This window comes from Virgibacillus indicus (assembly GCF_002266285.1).
Classification (GTDB): Bacteria; Bacillota; Bacilli; order Bacillales; family Amphibacillaceae; genus Virgibacillus_K; species Virgibacillus_K indicus.
The window spans coordinates 1-19,606 of the sequence record NZ_NPMS01000018.1; the positions used below are offsets into that span (position 1 = coordinate 1).

General features: G+C 40.1%; 17 protein-coding genes. 14 read left to right on the forward strand and 3 right to left on the reverse strand.

From position 1 onward, the window contains the following. Positions 1 to 68 precede the first annotated feature (68 nt). Both CIL03_RS20320 and CIL03_RS19100 read left to right on the forward strand, forming a co-directional pair. Positions 69 to 191, forward strand: a complete 123-nt coding sequence (locus CIL03_RS20320; protein WP_276282976.1) for a hypothetical protein — start codon at positions 69 to 71, stop codon at positions 189 to 191. Beyond that, the gene (locus CIL03_RS19100; RefSeq protein ID WP_094887462.1) at positions 184 to 1,191 is read left to right on the forward strand and encodes an ABC transporter ATP-binding protein; all 1,008 of its coding nucleotides are present in this window, start codon (positions 184 to 186) and stop codon (positions 1,189 to 1,191) included. Before CIL03_RS20320 ends, CIL03_RS19100 begins: the two co-directional genes overlap by 8 nt. A gap of 421 nt (positions 1,192 to 1,612) precedes the next feature. Here the strand turns inward: CIL03_RS19100 and CIL03_RS19105 are convergent, their stop codons facing one another. Next, on the reverse strand, positions 1,613 to 3,232 hold the full coding sequence (locus CIL03_RS19105; protein WP_094887463.1) for a long-chain fatty acid--CoA ligase: 1,620 nt from the start codon (positions 3,230 to 3,232) through the stop codon (positions 1,613 to 1,615). A gap of 225 nt (positions 3,233 to 3,457) precedes the next feature. Between CIL03_RS19105 and CIL03_RS19110 the strand changes: the two genes are divergently transcribed. The 8 genes from CIL03_RS19110 to CIL03_RS19145 all read left to right on the forward strand — a co-directional run bounded on the left by CIL03_RS19110 (position 3,458) and on the right by CIL03_RS19145 (position 11,265). Next, positions 3,458 to 4,477 (forward strand): TAXI family TRAP transporter solute-binding subunit, encoded by a 1,020-nt coding sequence (locus CIL03_RS19110; RefSeq protein WP_094887464.1) that lies wholly within the window; start codon positions 3,458 to 3,460, stop codon positions 4,475 to 4,477. Positions 4,478 to 4,622: 145 nt separating this feature from the next. Beyond that, a complete protein-coding gene (locus CIL03_RS19115) occupies positions 4,623 to 5,153 on the forward strand; it encodes a DUF1850 domain-containing protein (protein WP_094887465.1) in 531 nt (176 codons plus the stop codon). Next, a complete protein-coding gene (locus tag CIL03_RS19120; protein WP_094887466.1) occupies positions 5,146 to 7,140 on the forward strand; it encodes a TRAP transporter permease in 1,995 nt (664 codons plus the stop codon). Before CIL03_RS19115 ends, CIL03_RS19120 begins: the two co-directional genes overlap by 8 nt. A gap of 105 nt (positions 7,141 to 7,245) precedes the next feature. Further along, positions 7,246 to 8,589 carry an MATE family efflux transporter gene (locus CIL03_RS19125; RefSeq protein ID WP_094887475.1) on the forward strand — a complete coding sequence of 448 codons (1,344 nt, stop codon included), beginning with the start codon at positions 7,246 to 7,248 and terminating at the stop codon, positions 8,587 to 8,589. A gap of 15 nt (positions 8,590 to 8,604) precedes the next feature. Continuing rightward, positions 8,605 to 9,042 carry a hypothetical protein gene (locus tag CIL03_RS19130; RefSeq protein WP_094887467.1) on the forward strand — a complete coding sequence of 146 codons (438 nt, stop codon included), beginning with the start codon at positions 8,605 to 8,607 and terminating at the stop codon, positions 9,040 to 9,042. Continuing rightward, a complete protein-coding gene (locus CIL03_RS19135) occupies positions 9,032 to 9,655 on the forward strand; it encodes a lysozyme family protein (RefSeq protein ID WP_240508164.1) in 624 nt (207 codons plus the stop codon). Before CIL03_RS19130 ends, CIL03_RS19135 begins: the two co-directional genes overlap by 11 nt. Positions 9,656 to 9,704: 49 nt before the next feature. Continuing rightward, a complete protein-coding gene (locus CIL03_RS19140; protein ID WP_094887468.1) occupies positions 9,705 to 10,082 on the forward strand; it encodes a RidA family protein in 378 nt (125 codons plus the stop codon). 13 nt (positions 10,083 to 10,095) lie between these two features. After that, entirely contained in the window at positions 10,096 to 11,265 is a 1,170-nt protein-coding gene (locus tag CIL03_RS19145) for an iron-containing alcohol dehydrogenase (protein ID WP_094887469.1), read from the forward strand. Between the two features lie 206 nt (positions 11,266 to 11,471). On the opposite strand, the gene CIL03_RS19150 is transcribed toward CIL03_RS19145, so the two are convergent. Both CIL03_RS19150 and CIL03_RS19155 read right to left on the reverse strand, forming a co-directional pair. Beyond that, positions 11,472 to 11,717: a YuzB family protein gene (locus CIL03_RS19150; protein ID WP_094887470.1), complete on the reverse strand. Its 246-nt coding sequence runs from the start codon at positions 11,715 to 11,717 to the stop codon at positions 11,472 to 11,474. 827 nt (positions 11,718 to 12,544) lie between these two features. After that, a complete protein-coding gene (locus CIL03_RS19155) occupies positions 12,545 to 13,816 on the reverse strand; it encodes an MFS transporter (protein WP_420855435.1) in 1,272 nt (423 codons plus the stop codon). 191 nt (positions 13,817 to 14,007) lie between these two features. On the opposite strand from CIL03_RS19155, the gene CIL03_RS19160 reads away from it, so the two are divergent. The 4 genes from CIL03_RS19160 to CIL03_RS19175 all read left to right on the forward strand — a co-directional run. Continuing rightward, positions 14,008 to 14,934 (forward strand): DUF1002 domain-containing protein, encoded by a 927-nt coding sequence (locus CIL03_RS19160; protein ID WP_094887472.1) that lies wholly within the window; start codon positions 14,008 to 14,010, stop codon positions 14,932 to 14,934. An 87-nt stretch (positions 14,935 to 15,021) separates the two neighbouring features. Continuing rightward, positions 15,022 to 16,545, forward strand: a complete 1,524-nt coding sequence (locus CIL03_RS19165) for an MFS transporter (RefSeq protein ID WP_276282977.1) — start codon at positions 15,022 to 15,024, stop codon at positions 16,543 to 16,545. 244 nt (positions 16,546 to 16,789) lie between these two features. Continuing rightward, complete coding sequence (locus CIL03_RS19170; RefSeq protein ID WP_094887473.1) at positions 16,790 to 18,496, forward strand: peptide ABC transporter substrate-binding protein; 1,707 nt, start codon at positions 16,790 to 16,792, stop codon at positions 18,494 to 18,496. Positions 18,497 to 18,801: 305 nt separating this feature from the next. After that, the coding region (locus CIL03_RS19175) for an ABC transporter permease (protein WP_094887474.1) at positions 18,802 to 19,606 on the forward strand (805 nt) is incomplete at its 3' end.

Sequence of the window (19,606 nt, forward strand, 5' to 3'; positions counted from 1 at the left end):
CCGATCCACCGAAGGGCTGCCCGTTTGTCACCCGTTGCCCCTATGCCATGAAGGTATGTGAAGACCATATGCCGGCCTATACGGAACTGTCCGGTACCCAAAAGACAGCGTGCTGGCTGCTGGATGACCGTGCGCCAAACGTGGAAACACCGGAAGCGGCAGTGACAGGAGGTTCGAAAGTACATGGCTGAGACGAAAGAAAAATTACTGGAAATCAAAGCGTTGAAAAAACATTTTAAACTGGATCGGACGAGCACGTTAAAAGCGGTGGACGGTATTTCCTTTGATATTTATAAAGGAGAAACATTCGGTTTAGTAGGAGAATCCGGCTGCGGGAAGTCCACGGCTGGACGGACAATCATGCGTTTATATGAAGCAACCGGAGGAGAAGTCGATTTTAACGGTGACAATGTCCATGCGAAAAAGTCGAAAAAAGAATTGAAGAAATTCAACCGGGAGATGCAGATGATCTTCCAAGATCCATATGCATCTTTAAATCCGCGGATGACTGTCAAAGATATCATCGCGGAAGGGATTGATATCCATGGTCTGGTGAACACAAAACAAGAGCGCCTGGACCGTGTGAATGAATTATTAAAAACGGTAGGACTGAACGAGGATCACGGGAATCGGTATCCACATGAATTCAGTGGGGGCCAGCGGCAGCGTATCGGAATTGCCCGTGCGCTTGCGGTGGATCCGTCGTTTATCGTTGCCGATGAACCGATCTCGGCATTGGATGTATCGATCCAGGCACAGGTCGTTAACCTATTAAAACGGCTGCAGAAGGAACGCGGGCTGACCTATTTATTTATTGCCCATGATTTGTCCATGGTGAAGCACATCAGTGACCGGGTCGGGGTGATGTATTTGGGGAATATGGCAGAAATCGCGACAAGCGATGATTTATATGCCGAGCCATTACACCCGTACACCCAAGCACTGATTAGTGCGATCCCAATTTCTGATCCGGAAGTGGAACGCACAAGAGAGCGAATTATCGTTGAAGGGGACGTGCCAAGTCCGGTGAACCCGCCAAGTGGCTGTCGTTTCCGTACGAGATGTCCATTTGCGATGGATGTATGTGCCAAAGTGGTGCCGGAGTTCCTGGAACATAAACAAGACCATTGGGTAGCCTGTCACCTGTATGATGAGCGATATAATGATGAAAATCAGGCAAAACAGCAATAAATGAAAAGGTCTGTCTCTCCACTTCAATGTGGGAGGACAGACCTTTTTTCTGGTTAAAAGCTGTAAGTCAGCAACTGGCCAAGCTAGGATTAGGTACACCGGATAGACTGATGCCAGAAAAAGGAGGTTAATCAGCTATTTTGGAAAAGTCGCGCAATAACGAAAGAAAGTCGTGCAATCCAAGCATAAAGTCGTGCGATAAAGCTGAAATAAGTAGTTGTCGCGCGACTTTATGGGGTTATTGCACGACTTTATGGGGCTATCGCGCGACTTTTACGGTTATCGCACAACTTCATAAACTGTCCCTAAATCAACGCTCTATAGATAAGCTGAAGTAAATTTCCTTCAAGCTGGTCGAGCTTAGTGAGTTTTTGTAATTATATCCAAACAACAAGCGGATGCAAATAACAAAGAGCCTTATTTACTCCTGCACGGAATAGCGTGCTTTAACATCCTCTCGCAATTGGCGTTTTAAAAACTTTCCGACAGATGTCTTTGGAATTTCCTCGAAAAATAATACATCATCCGGAATCCAGAATTTTGCAAATTGCGGATGCAGAAACTCAAGCAATTTTTCTTTCATTCCTGATTCTGAATAGTCTTCTTTTAATACAACACAGGCAACTGGCCGTTCCTGCCACTGGGCATCAGGAATTGCAATAACACTTGCCTCGAAAACAGCTTCATGTGCCATAAGTGCATTTTCTAGATCAACCGATGAAATCCATTCCCCGCCGCTTTTAATTAAATCTTTCGTGCGGTCTACAATTTTTATCGTACCTTCCTCGTCCACTGTTACGACATCTCCGGTATGGAACCAGCCGTCTGCGAATGCACTATCTGTTCTGTCATCATTATAATATTCACTGGCTATCCAATTTCCGCGCAATAGCAGTTCACCCATTTCCTCATCATTCCACTCGACTTCGCCGTTATTGCCAATAACTTTCATTTCAACTCCTGGGACTAAAATACCTTGTCTGGAACGTTCCTTCAGTTTTTCATCCTCTGTCAAGTCGAGCTGATAGCTTTTTAAGCGGGAAACAGTCACAAGTGGTGTTGTTTCAGTTGCGCCATATGCATGATAAAAAGGTATTTTTAATTTTTGTTCAAAGGCCTTAATCAATCCCAATGGTGCTGCTGAACCACCACATAGTACTGCACGCAGGCTCGAAGTATCATAATTTCCCTGCTCCAATTCACGGAGGAGCCCAAGCCATATTGTTGGAACGCCGGCTGTAATAGTGACTTTAAACCTGTCAATAAATTCAGCGAGCAGTTTTGGTGTGAAACGCGGTCCTGGCATAACCTGTGTGCTGCCAAACCATGTGCAGGCAAATGGCGTTCCCCATGCATTTACATGAAATTGAGGTACAACAGGCATGGATACATCTGATTCTGAAATTGCTGCAGAATCTGCTAGTCCAAGTGCGAAGCTGTGCAGTACAATTCCGCGGTGGGAATAGATAACTCCTTTAGGCTTGCCAGTTGTTGCCGATGTATAGCACATTCCTGCAGGCTGATTTTCGTCGATATCTGTACTGAAAGGGTATGTTGGATCTCCGGTGTGAAGCAGTTCTTCATAGGAGTAGAGTGGCTTTAATGCAGAATCCGGTTTTTCATTTTTGTCTGTCATGACAACAAAAGCTTCTACGGTTTTCAGTTGATCTTTTATCTTTTCTATGAGGGGTAATATATCTTCGTCGATGAAAAGAATTTTATCTTCTGCATGGTTAATGATGTAAATAATATGTTCGGGAGCCAGCCGGATATTAATCGTGTGCAACACTGCTCCAATTCCTGGTGCAGCAAAATAAACTTCGAGGTGTCTATGGTGGTTCCAGGCTAATGTACCAATCTTATCTCCCTTTTTTGCACCAAGTTCATTTAGTACACTCATTAAACGCCTTGTACGCTTTCCGACTTCGGCATAGGTGAGATGGTGCAGTTTGTCATGTGTTTGTGAGATGACTTGTTTTTTTGGGAAAAACTTCTCTGCATGCTCAAGCATTGATCCAACTGATAATGGGATTTGCATCATTCTAAAAAACATCTCCTTTTTAATTAGATTTGTACATGATCTATAATATCATATAATTAGGATAATTATTAAATGTTGAAATAGTTTTATAATTAAAAAGTCACAACTAACATATATATAGTAGTGGTAAAAAGTGTTCAGGTGATTTTATAGAGTAGAGATTGACAACCTTGTAATTTTAAAGGTAAAATATAAATCACTATAAAAATATAAGGGGGAGTATGTATGAAGAAGAGAAATTCTATTTTCTTGTTTGGAATGCTGCTTGTGCTTGCTTTGTTTTTAGCTGCTTGTGGAGGCGGCGAAGATGACAGTGGCAGCAGTGACGGCGGCAGTGATGGGGGTTCTTCTGATGAAGGTGGAGAAGAAAAGCCTGAATTTTTAAGTATGTTAACTGGTGGAACAAGTGGTACATATTATCCACTAGGCGGAGAAATGGCTACAATTGTAACAGATGAAACTGGCATTCAAACTGATGCTGTATCATCAAACGCTTCTGCAGACAATGTAATCGCTTTACAGGAAGAAGAAGCTGAACTGGCATTCGTTCAGACAGACGTAATTGCAAATGCAATTGAAGGCATCAATTCATTTGACGGCAATCCTGTTGATAATGTCCAGGCTGTCGGTTCCCTCTATCCGGAAACGATTCAGATTGTAACAACAGCTGATTCCGGAATCGCATCTGTTGAAGATCTAGCTGGAAAAACTGTCTCTGTAGGTGCTCCTGGATCTGGTACTTATGTTAACGCAGAGCAAATACTTGAAGTGCACGGGATGACAATGGATGACATTGATGCACAAAATCTTGATTTCGGAGAATCTACTGGTGGAATTCAGGATGGGAATATCGATGCAGCGTTTATCACGGCTGGAACACCAACTGGTGCAGTTGAAGGGTTGTCTGCTACAGCAGAAGTTGGTATTGTACCTGTAGCCCAGGAAAAAATTGATGAGCTGATAGAAATGTATCCTTATTATGCAGCTGATACAATTGAAGCTGGTACGTATGGTTTGGAAGAAGATGTAACCACTGTTGCAGTACTTGCGATGCTTGCTGTTACTAACAGTCTTTCAGAGGATGTAGTTTATGATATCACGAAAGCTATTTATGAAAATACAGGCAACATGGCACACGCAAAAGCTGAATTTATTACAAAAGAAACAGCATTAGATGGTATCGGTATCGATCTGCATCCTGGTGCTAAAAAATACTTTGATGAAATTGGCATAGGTGCAGAATAGAAAACGAATAATTTAAATATTTAAATGAGAGGGCCGGCTGTTAATCCTTAATAGGAATTTGCTGCCGGTCATTCCATTTGTTCAGACAGTCATACTCTTTGAACCGTGGAAACTTCAAAGACAAGGCATTAAAGGTGATTCTAAGATGAAGTATCTTTCAAATAAAAAAACACTTTTCACTATAACTCTTCTAATATTTATTATCCTGCTATTATTTGTTCCTTTCCGGACAGCATTAGTATTTTACAAAGAAAATACTAACAATATTGAAGCTTTTTTACCGATAAACGAGGAAGATACTTTTCAGCTTATTTGGAAACATTCCATTCACTTAACAGATGTTATTGAGAAATACATAGTTATGGATAATAAAAATATTAAACAAATGGAAATTGTTTATGATGAATTTGGCATAGGAATGCCTTCCAATGCACTTGAAGGTGAAGAATTTGTTTATGAAAACGGAAAATATCATGTGAAGAATCTTGATAATATATTTCCGGAAATTAATCTGAGAAATGGGAAGACCATTTCGGAAAACCGCCTGGTATGGGGCGGAAAAGACGAGCATATGGTTTATCTGAATGAATACTTTAAGCCAGGTGCATGGTTTACAATTAAAGTAGAGGATTTATCATTATGGCAATCTTTGAAAGGAGTGAGAATCCATGAGTGATTCAAAAGAACAGCTAACTCAGGAAGAACAGGAAGAACTTCTGAAAAAGTATGATGCGGAGGCTAATACAAGGAACCTTGGCGGTATTATTGCCAACGTTGTTTTTGTTCTGCTGATTGCATTTTCGCTGTTTCAATTATATACAGGTGCTTTTGGCCAATATACAGCTTATATTCAGAGGACGATCCACTTAGGCTTTGCGCTGGCACTTATATTTTTATTATTTCCAGCAAGAAGGAAAGCAGATAAATCAAAAGTTCCCTGGTATGATTACATACTAGTTTTATTATCCATTATTGTTTGTGGATACTGGCCAGTATTTTATGAAGAATTAGTACAGAAAATAGGTGGAATAGACGGAGTCCAAATGTTAATTGGAGGAATAGCGATTTTGCTTGTTCTTGAGGCTTCAAGGCGGGCGGTTGGTCTCCCAATTACAATTATTGCTATTGCGTTTTTAGTCTATGCCTATTTTGGGCGTCAGATGCCTGGTATGCTGGCGCACCGTGGGCTTAGTCTGGAACAATTGATTGATTCGATGTTCTTTACAACGGAAGGTATTCTTGGTACCCCGCTGGCGGTATCTTCTACTTATATCTTTCTATTCCTGCTTTTTGGGGCATTTCTTGTGCAGACAGGTGTTGGAAACTACTTTAATGACCTGGCTATCTCACTTGCAGGGCGTCGTACAGGTGGGCCTGCGAAGGTTGCTATTTTCTCCAGTGCCTTGAATGGTACGATTTCCGGAAGTTCAGTGGCAAACACAGTCACTACAGGATCTTATACGATTCCAATGATGAAAAAACTCGGCTATCGGCCTAACTTTGCTGGGGCTGTAGAGGCCGCGTCATCGACCGGTGGGCAGATTATGCCGCCAATCATGGGTGCAGCAGCATTTCTTATGATTGAATTTGCGGGGGAAAGCTATTGGAATATTGCTAAAGCTGCGACAATCCCAGCTATTTTGTACTTTGCAGGAATTTGGATCATGACACATCTTGAGGCGAAAAGAACAGGACTCCATGGGTTGCCGAAGGAACAAATTCCGAGTAAACTCTCTGTTCTGAAGAAAATTCATTTACTTCTCCCTATTGTTGCCATCGTTTGGCTGCTGTTTGAGGGATTTAGTATTGAAAGAACAGCGTTGTATGGAATTGGGATAACTATTTTAGTCAGTCTGTTCCGTAAAGATACACGGATTACACCAAGCAGATTTATTGTTGCATTAACTTCCGGTGCACGTACAGCTCTCGGCGTAGCTGCAGCAACGGCCTGTGCCGGTATCATTGTAGGTGTTGTAACGAAAACAGGTTTGGGACTTAAATTAGGGAACAGTCTAGTAAGTATCGCTGGAACATTAGCGGCTTCACCAGAGATGCAGCTTTTACTCACTCTGTTCTTTACGATGATTGCTTCCATTATCCTTGGTATGGGGTCACCTACGACAGCTAACTATATTATTACATCAACCATTGCATTGCCGGCAATTCTGGCATTGAATGATCAGCTTGAGGTTGCCATACCAGTATTAGCTGGACATATGTTTGTATTTTATTTTGGTATTGTTGCAGATATTACACCACCAGTTGCCCTGGCAGCATTTGCTGCAACAGGAATTTCGGGAGGGGAACCAATCCGGACAGGTGTCAATGCCTCCAAACTTGCAATCGCAGCCTTTATTATTCCGTATATGTTTGTTCTGGAACCGCAATTACTGATGATTGATACCACTTTATGGGGGATCATTTGGATACTGATTACGGCCATTACAGGAATGATTGCAATAGGAGCAGGAATGATTGGCTTCTGGTATCGGAGGCTGCACTGGACATTAAGGATCGTTTCAGTTGTTATTGGTCTGCTTCTAATCTATCCAGAGGGTAATACTGATTTTATTGGACTCGGAGCATTTATTGCAATGATTGTTCTGCAATTTGTTTTTAAAGGAAAAGATTCTGAAACAAAAGCAAAAGAAGCAAGCAATTAACTTGTGATATAATAGAATGAAAAACTAAGGTGACCAGGTGATTCCTGGTCACCTTAGTCATTAAGGAATAGTTTAAGAATGGCAGAAGGAAAGGCAGGAATTGGTATGAAGAAGCAGCATGATTTTACTCAGGGCAGTATTTTGAAACAGTTAATTATATTTTCCGGACCAATCATGCTGACCAATCTGCTGCAAACTTCCTATCAATTTGCCGACAGTCTGTGGGTTGGAAACTTACTTGGCGGGAATGCACTTGGTGCGGTTGCTGTTTCAAGTACGATTATTTTTACAGTACTATCATTTGTAATTGGGTTAAATAATGCAGCACTTACTATTTTATCCCAGCAAAAGGGCAGGAATAATGAAGAAGGATTGAAAAAATATTTAAATGCGTTTGTTGTAATTCTGACCTTTCTATCCCTATTTCTGGGTATAATTGGCTTCCTTTTTGCCGAGTCACTCCTGCAGCTGCTAGGAACACCAGAAAACATGATGGGTGCAGCCAAATCCTATTTGCAGATTAATTTTCTGGGGATCTTGTTTTTGTTCGGCTATAACTTCATAAGCACGGTCCTTCGCGCTTTGGGAGACAGTAAAACACCACTGCGGTTTGTATTGTTAGCGGTCATCCTGAACATAATCCTGGATCCACTGTTTATTGCTGGTTTCAATTTGGGTGTAGAAGGTGCAGCGTTTGCAACGGTTCTGTCACAGGGAATGGCTTTCCTTTATGGATTGATATTCGTATTACATCGAAAGCTCGCCCCATTTTCACTGCCAAGCCTTCCGAAAAAACGTGAAGTTGGTTTAATTTTAAATCTCGGTATCCCGTCCGGTCTGCAAATGGCTGTAATATCTGCAGGAGTGGCAGCAATTATGAGTGTTGTAACAGGCTTTGGCGATGATGTCGTAGCAGGCTTCAGTGCTGCCCAACGGCTTGACAGTCTATTGATGCTTCCCGCGCATGCGCTTGGTACAGCTGTAAATAGTATGGCTGGTCAAAATATTGGTGTTCGTGACTGGGAAAGAGTAAAAGGAATTGCCAAATACGGAGTTATCTATAATTTTTCTGTTATGCTGACAATAGGGGTTCTGGTAATATTTTTCGCGGAATATGGAGTCAGGCTTTTTATCCAGGAAGAAGAAGCGGTCCGATTTGGGACAAGATATTTACAGATTATTGCATTATGCTATCCATTTTTGGGCATTAATTTTATTTTAAATGGTATTGTAAGAGCTTCCGGAGCAATGTATCAGGTGCTTGCTCTGAATATTATTTCGTTTTGGGTTTTGCGTTACCCGCTGACAGCATTATTTTCAAGCTGGTTTGGGGATACAGGTATTGCACTTGGTATGGGTTCAAGCTTTTTGATTAGCAGTATATTTGCTTATTCATATTACCGATTCGGAAAATGGCGTGAGAAAAAATTATTTACTAAAGAAAGATAAGTTGGGGATAAAACGATGCGTTTGTTAATGAAACTAATGGTGATTGGTCTTTTTTTAGGGGTGGTTCTTGGCGGAAGCCTCAAACTGGCTCAAGCACTTTCAGGAAAAAAGGTATATGTACTGCTGTTAAATGTGGATTACATTCCAATGCTTAAGGAATTACAAATGGATGAAGCTGAAGAATTTCTTTTGCACTTGTTTGTATCTATTATTCTCGTTCCAGTCCTTTATTTTCTATTAAAAAGAATTAATATTCATAGAAAAATATTTCCATATATTATTATAAATTTACTAATTGGCGGTTTATTATTTTGCACTACAGTCCTGTCTGGTCGAACGCCAGATATTACAGATACTGCGGCATTGTCTTTGTGGCTGTCGGGACACCTCATTTACGGAGCACTTGTTGGTGCCATCATATACTATATAAGGTTAGATTCAGATGAAAATTAAACGGAAAACAAAAAAAGCATTTAAAAATACAGTTGCTATTTTAATTGGAATGTGTGGTGTTTTAATTATTATTTCACTTCTCTCCTATGAAAAAACTGGCAATGATACCGACTTATCATACCCGGTTATAAGTGGTGAAGTAGAAGATTACCGCCCAGTGGTTGAAAAATTCGCGAGGGAATATCAGGTATCCGATTATGTTGATGTCCTGCTGGCAATGATGATGCAGGAATCAGGTGGCAGAGGGAATGACCCGATGCAGTCATCCGAAAGTTATTGTGGTGTTAGAAATTGTATTGAAGACCCTGAACTTTCTATCAAACAGGGGGTTTATTATTTTTCCAAAGCAATGGAAGAAGCAGATGGGGAATTGGAACTGGCAATCCAATCGTATAATTTTGGCAGAGGATTTATTGATTATGTTCAGGAGAAATCGGGTACATTTACACAAGAGATTGCGATTGATTTTTCTAAAAAGATGTATGAAAATGATCCAGACAAGGAAAAATACCGCTGCCTGAGAGATGGTGCGAGAGAATTATCCGCATGTTACGGGGATATCTATTATGTACGTTCCGTGATGGAATATAAAAATGTACTATCGGCAAAATAGAGCTAAATCATGTTATGATAAATGAATAACGACAAAGGAGGAATTAATTATGGTAAAAGCTTTACATACAGAAAAGGCACCAGCGGCAATTGGACCGTATTCCCAGGCGATTCAGGCGGGAGACTTTGTTTATATTTCCGGACAAATTGGAATTAATCCAGAAACCAGTGAGGTTGCTTCAGGCATCGAAAACCAGACGAAACAGGTATTGGAAAACCTCAAAGCAATTTTGACAGAAGCAGGTGCTGACTTCTCACAGGTAGTTAAATTCACTATTTATATAAAATCAATGGATGATTTTGCTTTAGTGAATGATATTTATGGAAGCTATTTAACCGAACCCTATCCAGCAAGAGCAACTGTCGAAGTAAGCCGTCTGCCAAAAGATGTTCTTGTTGAAATGGATGCAGTTGTATATACCAAGTAAGGGGGCATAACGGATGGATAATTTTACGTACCGTAATCCGACAAAATTAATTTTCGGAAAGGGTCAATTAGATGCTTTGCCAGCTGAGGTGGAACAGTATGGCAAGAAGGTTCTCATCGTTTATGGTGGAGGGAGCATAAAACGCAATGGTATTTATGATAATGTTATTAAAAAATTATCAGAAATAAATGCAGTGGTGTTTGAACTTCCTGGTGTTGAACCAAACCCACGTATATCCACAGTCCGAAAAGGTGTCGAAATTTGTAAAAAGGAAAGCATTGATTTTATATTGGCAGTTGGTGGAGGAAGTACAATTGACTGTACGAAGGCAATTGCTGCAGGGGCAAAAACAAATGCAGATATGTGGGATGTTGTGACGAAGAAGGCAAAAGCGGAAGATGCATTGCCATTTGGCACCATTCTTACAATTGCGGCGACGGGATCTGAAATGAATCGTGGATCTGTTATCACTAATTGGGAAACAAATGAAAAATACGGATGGGGGTCGCCTTATTCACATCCAAAGTTTTCCATTCTTAATCCGGAACATACATTTTCAGTACCGGAAAACCAAACAGTTTATGGCATGGTTGATATAATGTCGCACGTTCTGGAGCATTATTTTCATCAAACTGGAAATACACCAATCCAGGACCGCTTTTGTGAGTCCATTTTAATAACTGTAATGGAAACTGCTCCTAAACTATTGATGGATTTAGAGAATTACGAGCTTCGCGAAACGATTATGCTGTCAGGTACATTGGCGCTAAATGATATGTTAAATATGGGCTATCGCGGGGACTGGGCTACCCATAATTTAGAGCACGCAGTTTCAGCGGTGCATGATATTCCCCACGGGGGTGGACTGGCAATCCTGTTTCCAAACTGGATGAAGCATGTACTGGATGATGACAATGCAGGCAGATTTAAGAAGCTTGCAATTCGTGTTTTTAATGTTGAAGTGAGAAATAAATCAGATCGTGAAATTGCTCTGGAAGGCATAGAGAAACTGAGAGAGTTCTGGATTAGCATAGGTGCACCGGCAACATTGGCTGATTATTCTATTGATGAAAGTACTGTTGAGGAAATGGCTGATAAAACGGTTATCGCCAGTGAAAAGTATGGTAATTTTAAAAAGCTAAATAGACAGGATTCGCTGGAAATATTAAAAGCAAGTCTGTAATATCGACAAATAATTTCCCGGGAAATATTTTGTCGAAAAGCACAAAAGCGGAAGCGCCCGTTTAGCGACGTACGGACTGGACTGAGTCGATGTTGACTTTCACCACAAGGGTATAAGTGCGACAGCCTTTAGGTTGGCTGTTCATGTCCAAGAATTAATTGCTGCAAATTTTATACTTTCTTACAAAAGAAAAGAAGAACTGGCTGTTATTGATAAACAGCCAGTTCTTCTTTTATCGCTTTTCTTATTTTATTTAAACACTCTTCAGGTGTGTTTCCGAAAACGCGTCGGTTATTAACGAGTGCATAAGGTTTTACCCGGCAGAGTCCACAGAACGATAAACATTCATTCATTAATACGGCAACCTCTGGAAATTCTGCTTCGATTATTTCCTCTATATTTAATGTAGTGATCGCATTTCCGTCACAAACCTCGACGATGACTATACCCAATCTATCACTTTCTTTCCTTCATTATTGAATAGGACTCTGTTAGTTTTAGCATATTCTTAGGAAAAAATCAACAGGTTAAGCTTGGTGAAGCTATTGCTGGAAAATAAGTTTCTGTTTTTGTTGTGCAGTTTCTATAGACTCGACGTAACTGCTCTGTTGATTTCAACTTCGGACGGATGTTTCGCGGGTTGAATAGATTATCAGGATTTGGGGTACTTCTCTGAGCCCAAATAGCCAGAAACAAGTAGCCACCGGTCACATAGATCGCTTCTCTGAGCCCAAATAGCCAGAAACAAGTAGCCACCGGTCACATAGATCGCTTCTCTGTGCCCAAATAGCCAGAAACAAGTAGCCACCGGTCACATAGATCGCTTCTCTGAGCCCAAATAGCCAGAAACAAGTAGCCACCGGTCACATAGATCGCTTCTCTGAGCCCAAATAGCCAGAAACAAGTAGCCACCGGTCACATAGATCGCTTCTCTGAGCCCAAATAGCCAGAAACAATAGCCACCGGTCACATAGAGCGCTTCTCTGTGCCCAAATAGCCAGAAACAAGTAGCCACCGGTCACATAGATCGCTTCTCTGAGCCCAAATAGCCAGAAACAATAGCCACCGGTCACATAGAGGATATTTCGGTGGATGGCTGATATGATGATGGAAGTGTGGTTATATTTTCTGAGCGGCCGATGAAATTATCATCGCTGATTTTACTTAGCAGTTTACATCAACTGCTAATGAGCTATAAACTACAATTATTTTATAGAATATCCATACAAAAAATAAGCTGTTCCACGGTATCCACAACGGAACAGCTTTCTCTTTATATTTAACCTCTATTTGTCGATAATGATCTTGAATGCTTACCTGCATATTCATGTTTATACCATGTTATCAACATTATAAAACCACTTAGTATCAATAGCCCGCTGGTAACAACGAATACCGCAGAGAATCCGAAGAAGCCAGCGAGTGCTCCACCGAGTGCGGGACCGATAATATTTCCAAGGAAGCGAAGACTTGTGTTATATCCAAGCACTTCACCCTGCATGGATAATGGTGCTTCCTGACGGATATAAGCAATTCGTACAGGAATAATTCCACCAATGGAAACACCAAGTAAAAATCTTAAAATTACCAGCTGCCAGATATTTGTTACAAATGCGCCGGGGAAATAGACAATCCCAGCCATAAATAACAGAATGATTAATATTTTAATATGACCTAATTTATCTCCAAGACTCCCCCATTTGCGGGTCATTAAAAGGTTTCCCAGACCGGCCGCCGAAAATGCCATGCCAGAAAAGAAAGCAATACTGACAGGGCCATGGATCTCAGCAACAAATAGAGAAAGAATTGGCTGAATACTGAAATGTGCCACCTGAACAAGTACAGAGATAAGCATTACCACAAGCAATACTGGTTTATTCAAAATGTGCTTTATAACTTCTTTGCTGGAGTAAGTGACATAATCCTTTTCATCAGTGGATATCTTCTTACTTAATTCTTTAACACCGAAAGCAACAAGAATAGCAGAGAAAAATATTGTGATTGATACCCATTTAAATGTATTTGCATAACCGAATGCATCTGCTAATGCACCACCAAGTAAAGGGCCCATTAGTGTTCCGGTGATACTTCCCGTCTGCAGTGTTCCAAGCACTTTCCCTGCTATTTTCTTGGGAGTCTGTGTTGATATCATAGCCTGAGACATTGGAATGAACCCTGTAACAACCCCCATAAAAAGCCGCAATAAAAAAAGCTGCCAGACCGTCGTGGCAAAACCCATAAGGAATACGGAAATACCTATTCCTAGAGCAGAAATAATTAATATTTTCTTTCTGCCATATTTATCACCGATGCGTCCCCAAATTGGTGAGAATATAAGTGCAGTTACAAATGTGATTGCGAAAATCCAACCCGACCAATTTTGAACATAAGAATCAGAATAATTTCCCAAGGAATCAATATATAATGAAATAAATGGCAGAACCATTGTAATACTGCCTGCAATAAAAAAGTTAGCAAACCACATGATTGCTAAATTGCGTTTAACAATTGATTGTTGGTCTGTGATGGGTAATACCTTCTTTCCAAAAATTATTTCGATACTCTAAATATAAGACATTGCATTGAATAATAAAAGGATTATGCTCATTTGTGGAAATGTAACTTTTTAGTATTATATATGTTCATCCGGCTTAGAAAACGTTATAATAAATGAACGGTGGCTTCAATGTCTTTAGGACACACTTGAATATAATGAGAAAGTCAACGAAAAGGAGAAATATTATGAAATACATGTTAAAACGAATGGTTATACTGTTAGTGGTTATTGGTTTTGTGACTGGAATCACGTTGCCTCTTCAGGCTGCAGATGGGGCAACAGATACAGACAGCATTAACGAAAAACTTGGCAGTCCAATTATCGTTTATGGTGAAAAATTAACTGATGAACAAAAGGCACAGGTACGCGAACTTGCAGAAGTTACAGACCTAGAATCGTTCGTGGAGTATATTGTAACGGGACAGGACGGTGCTAAATATATTAATGGCGATCCTCATGCCAACATGTATTCTTCTGCAAAAATCGTTCGTCAGGAAGAAGGCAATGGATTAACAATAAATATAGTTACACCTGAGAACATAACAGAAGTAACAAGTGAAATGTATGCCAATGCATTACTTACTGCAGGAGTAGAAAATGCAACTGTAGATGTTGTATCCCCAGTAAAAGTAAGTGGGCACTCAGCATTGACTGGGATTTATAAGGCTTATGATGCTGAAGGGGTTGAGCTTGATAAAGAGCGTATGGAACTGGCAGATGAAGAGCTTGGTGTCGCAACAGATCTTGCTGAAAAAGAAGGAATGAGTCAGGAGAAGGTCAGTGAACTGCTGACGGAAATCAAAAAGCAAATTGCTGAGCAAAATCCTGCAACAAAAGAAGATGTCGAAAAAATTGTAAAAGAACAGCTGGATAAACTTGAAATATCATTAAGTGAAGCTGATCGGCAGATGCTTATTGACTTATTTGAGAAAATGCGTGACTTGAATATTGACTTTGATAAAGTGAAAAATCAGCTGGAAGATTTGGCAACTACTATTACAGACAAGGCAGAAGAACTGGGATTGGATGCAGGTTTCTGGGAGAAGGTAGCAAATTTCTTTAGTGATTTTTTTAGTCAATTAGGCAATTTCTTTAAAGGGTTATTTAATTAATTTGTAGCGAACTATGATTAGAAGTAGAATAGATAAAAGGACTCCTGATTCGAGTCCTTTTATTTTGGTCTTTGGAGTTGAAAAAGTGTGAAATATAAAGAAACAAATCAAAAATGGGCGATTACGCTCTTTACAATAGGTGTCTTTATGTCAGGACTGGATAATGGGATAATCAGTACTGCTTTAACAACGATTAATGATTCCTTTAATGTATCGCCATCCTGGGGAACGTGGAGTGTGACAATTTATACGCTTGGCGTTGCAATCAGCGTGCCTGTTATTGGAAAGCTTTCGGATAGGTTTGGCCGCCGACGGTTGTTTATAATGGAGATAGCACTGTTTGGAATTGGATCTTTAATGGTCGCTTTAAGCCCCAATTTTGTATTCCTGCTTATTGCCAGATTTGTTCAGGCAATTGGCGGGGGAGGGATTTTTATAATCGGCAGCTCCCATATTCTGTCAACTCTTCCTAAGGAAAAACAGGGAAAGGCTCTTGGTATGCTTGGTGGCATGCATGGACTCTCGGCAGTTATTGGACCAAATCTTGGAGCGGTTATTTTAAGTGTAACGGGTTCCTGGCACTGGATGTTTCTTATAAATATACCAATTGCAATATTTCTAATAATTTTCGGCTTCGTAAAAATTGGAGAGTCAAAACCCGGCTCGGAAAAACCACTGGATTTTATGGGAACGATTCTGCTGTCATTTGGTATTTTAGCTGTTATGTATGGTATTACCAGGCTCGACAGTTCAGCTTTTTTAGAAAGTTTAATGGAGCTGGATATCACATTATTTTTAATTGCGGGGATTATCCTGTTTGTATTTCTAATCATACATGAACGCAGAGTGGAAGAGCAGGGCGGTGATCCGATACTTGCATTTTCATTACTTAGGAAACGCAGGTTTCAAATGACATTAGTATTAGGGTTATTATCAGGCGGATTTTTAGCTGGTATTATATTTATCCCTTCCTATGTGCAGCAGGTAATGCAGGTTCCAGTTGAACAAGCTGGATATTGGCTAACTCCATTAGCGTTAGCATCTGGTATTGGTGCAGGAGCAGGCGGATTTTTAACAGATAAATATGGGGCAGCCAGAACTGTAATCATATCAGGTTTTATCGGTGTGTTTGGTTTTTCCCTATTTCCTTTGCTATCTGACGGATTTCTCTCATTTTTAATCGCAAGTATTCTTGCAGGTACAGGATTAGGTATCTTACTTGGTGCACCACTTAATGTATTAGTTGGAGAAAGTGCGGAAAAAGGGGAACAGGGTTCGGCCTTAGGTACGCTTTCGTTAATAAGGCAAATTGGCCTCACACTATTTCCGGTTATTTATGCTGGATTTATCACTGGATCATTTTCCAAAATAGAACCTGCGATTGAAAACGATTTTGATCACTCATTAAATGCTTCGGAAGGGAACTATGGAAATTTAATAGATAGTATTAACCAGATAGATAATAGTCAGCTGCAGCTTGATATTCTGAATGCGGTCATAGAAATATTAAAAACAGGTTTTGCAACGATGTTTACTACTGCCGCCAGTCTTTCATTATTAGTAATTATTTGCGGGCTTTACGTCAAAAGGATGAATAAATTAGAACTTTAGAATTAACTATTTATAGTTAATTCTATTTTTTTAGTCAAAATCTCCTATTTTGGATTTTTTTGTCGCAGTGCTCGATTCCTTGGTACATATAGGTTCGTGATATACCGAAAAGTTACAATAGGAACTATTTTGCGATTTTTGTAAAAAATATAGTGAAATTTATAGTGATTGATAGTATAATGTACAACACAGGTAATTGTGAATTATCTGTCATAAAACAGAAACCTATTGGGGAGGGTCAAGAATGAAATTAAAGAAGTGGTCTTTACTTCTGGTATTGGTTTTTGCTATGAGTATTTTCCTTGCAGCTTGTGGAGGGGACGATAGCGGAAGCGGAGATAGTGGAGATAGTGGAGATTCAGAAGAGACTGAAGGATCAGGAACAGAGGGATCTGACAGTTCAGAAGAGTCGGAAGGTGAAGGAGAACTGGCGGCTGATCAAACATTTGATATAAACATTAAGACAGAGCCACCTTCATTACATCCTGGACTTGCAACAGATACAACTTCAGGTGCTGTTCTTGATCAGGTATTTGAAGGATTGATGCGTATTAATCAGGAAGGCGAAGTAGAAGAAGCAATGGCTGAATCCTATGAGGTTTCAGATGACTTGACAACGTATACTTTTAAAATCCGTGAAGATGCTACATGGTCAAATGGAGACCCTGTAACAGCTCAGGACTTTGAATATGCTTGGGAATGGGTGCTTGATCCTGAAAACGCTGATACAGATTACGCTTATCAATTATATGTAATTAAAGGAGCACAGGCTGCCAAAGAAGAAGGCGGTTCTATGGATGATGTTGGAATAACTGCAGAAGATGATAAAACATTAGTTGTTGAACTTGCACAGCCAACACCATATTTCCTTGATTTAACAGCATTCTATACTTACTATCCAGTTAACCATAATGTGGTTGACGGTAATGATGAATGGGCACAGGATGTAACAGAAAACTATGTTACCAATGGGCCATTCACATTGGAATCATGGGAACATAAAAACCAGATTGTACTTAAGAAAAACCCTGATTATTGGGATGCAGAAACTGTAAAATTAGAAACTATTAATATGTATATGATTGATGACGAGAATACATCTCTGGAAATGTATAAGAGCGGTGAGCTGGATTGGGCAGGGGATCCAACTGATTCACTTCCATTAGCAGCTATACCTTCATTAAAGGATGATGGTTCACTGAATCTTTCTCCTTTAGCAGGTGTTTACTATTATTCCTTTAATACAGAAGAATCACCTTTTGATAATGTGAATATCCGTAAAGCATTTGCTTCTGCAATAAACCGTGAAGGTATTGTACAGAGCATTACACAACGTGAAGAACAACCGGCAATGGCACTTGTTCCACCATCGATTTGGGAAGAAAACAATGAAGGATATTTCCAAGATAATGATCCTGAAGGTGCTAAAGAATACTTGGAAAAAGGGTTAGAGGAATTAGGATTGGATGAACTTCCTCCAGTTAAGCTTTCCTATAACACAAGTGAAGCACATGCATCTATTGCACAGGCTGTACAGGATATGTGGAAGCAAAATCTTGGTGTAGAAGTTGAACTGAATAATGAAGAATGGAACGTATACCTGGATAGTATGGGTGCTGGAAACTACCAAATTGGACGTATGGGCTGGTTAGCTGACTTTAACGATGCAATCAACTTCCTTGAAATCTTCCAAACTGTAGGTGGAAACAACTATACAAACTGGGAGAACGAAGAGTACTCAGATCTGATTGAGCAATCCAGAACAGAAACAGATGCTGCAGCACGTAAAGACATCCTGCGTCAGGCAGAACAAATATTTATGGATGATATGCCAATAGCACCAGTATATTTCTATACAAATGCATGGTTAAGCAAAGATTATGTTCATGGAATTGAAGTTTCACCACTTGGTGGAGTTCAATTTAAATGGGGATATCTGACTGAACAGTAAGATTCAGATTCATTAACAAATAATATAAGGTATATAGATTTTATCTATATACCTTATATTGATAAAAAACTGCGAAAAAAGTCGAAAGATTTTTGACAACAAGATCACGCAGCTCCTTTTGTTTAATCCTAAAAATCAGCGGGCTCTTAAAAAGTGCCCTGCTTATAAACCGTTTTCTATTTCTATCAAACTGGTGCCAGTTTCATAGAGATAGCGAACTGTTTAAGGGGTGATTGTTTTCACCCTTATTTTGATGTGAAAAAAACTAAGTTTTTAAAAGTTACAATATATGGAGGTGTTAACGCATGGCTAAATATTTATTGAAACGGCTTGTCTATATTATCGTTTCCCTGTTTTTCATCATTACAATCACATTTTTCCTGATGCAGGCAGCACCAGGTGGACCATTTGCTTCTGAGCGTGCATTGACGCCGGCTTTGGAGGAACAGATGAATGAAGCATACGGATTGGATGAACCGATCCATATTCAATATTTTAATTATCTTGTAAACGCATTCATGTTTGATTTTGGTCCTTCCTTCAAATACGTCGGCCAAGATGTTACCGAGATTATTGCGAGAAGCCTTCCATACTCGCTGGTATTAGGAATTGAGGCGATCCTGATTGCACTATCAATTGGTGTGTTATTGGGCGTTATCGCTGCGGTAAAACATAATAAATTTAGTGATTACACCGCAATGGTTATTGCGGTAATGGGCATATCTGTCCCAAGCTTTATCATGGCGACCATCCTGCAGTATGTGTTTGCGATCCAAATGGATGCCCTGCCTGTCGCACGGTTTGAGTCGTTTGCCCATACGATCCTGCCCGCCGTGGCACTTGCCACGACACCGCTTGCGTTTATCGCACGGCTGATGCGGTCAAGCATGCTGGATGTTCTAAACTCCGATTATATCAAAACCGCAAAATCCAAAGGACTCAGTGAACGAGTGGTTACCTATAAACACGCGTTGCGAAATGCGATCCTGCCGGTTGTTTCCTATTTGGGACCATTGGTGGTTTCCATTCTGACGGGAAGCTTTATCATTGAAAAAATCTTCGGGATACCAGGACTGGGCAGTGAGTTTGTGGTCAGTGTAACCAACCGGG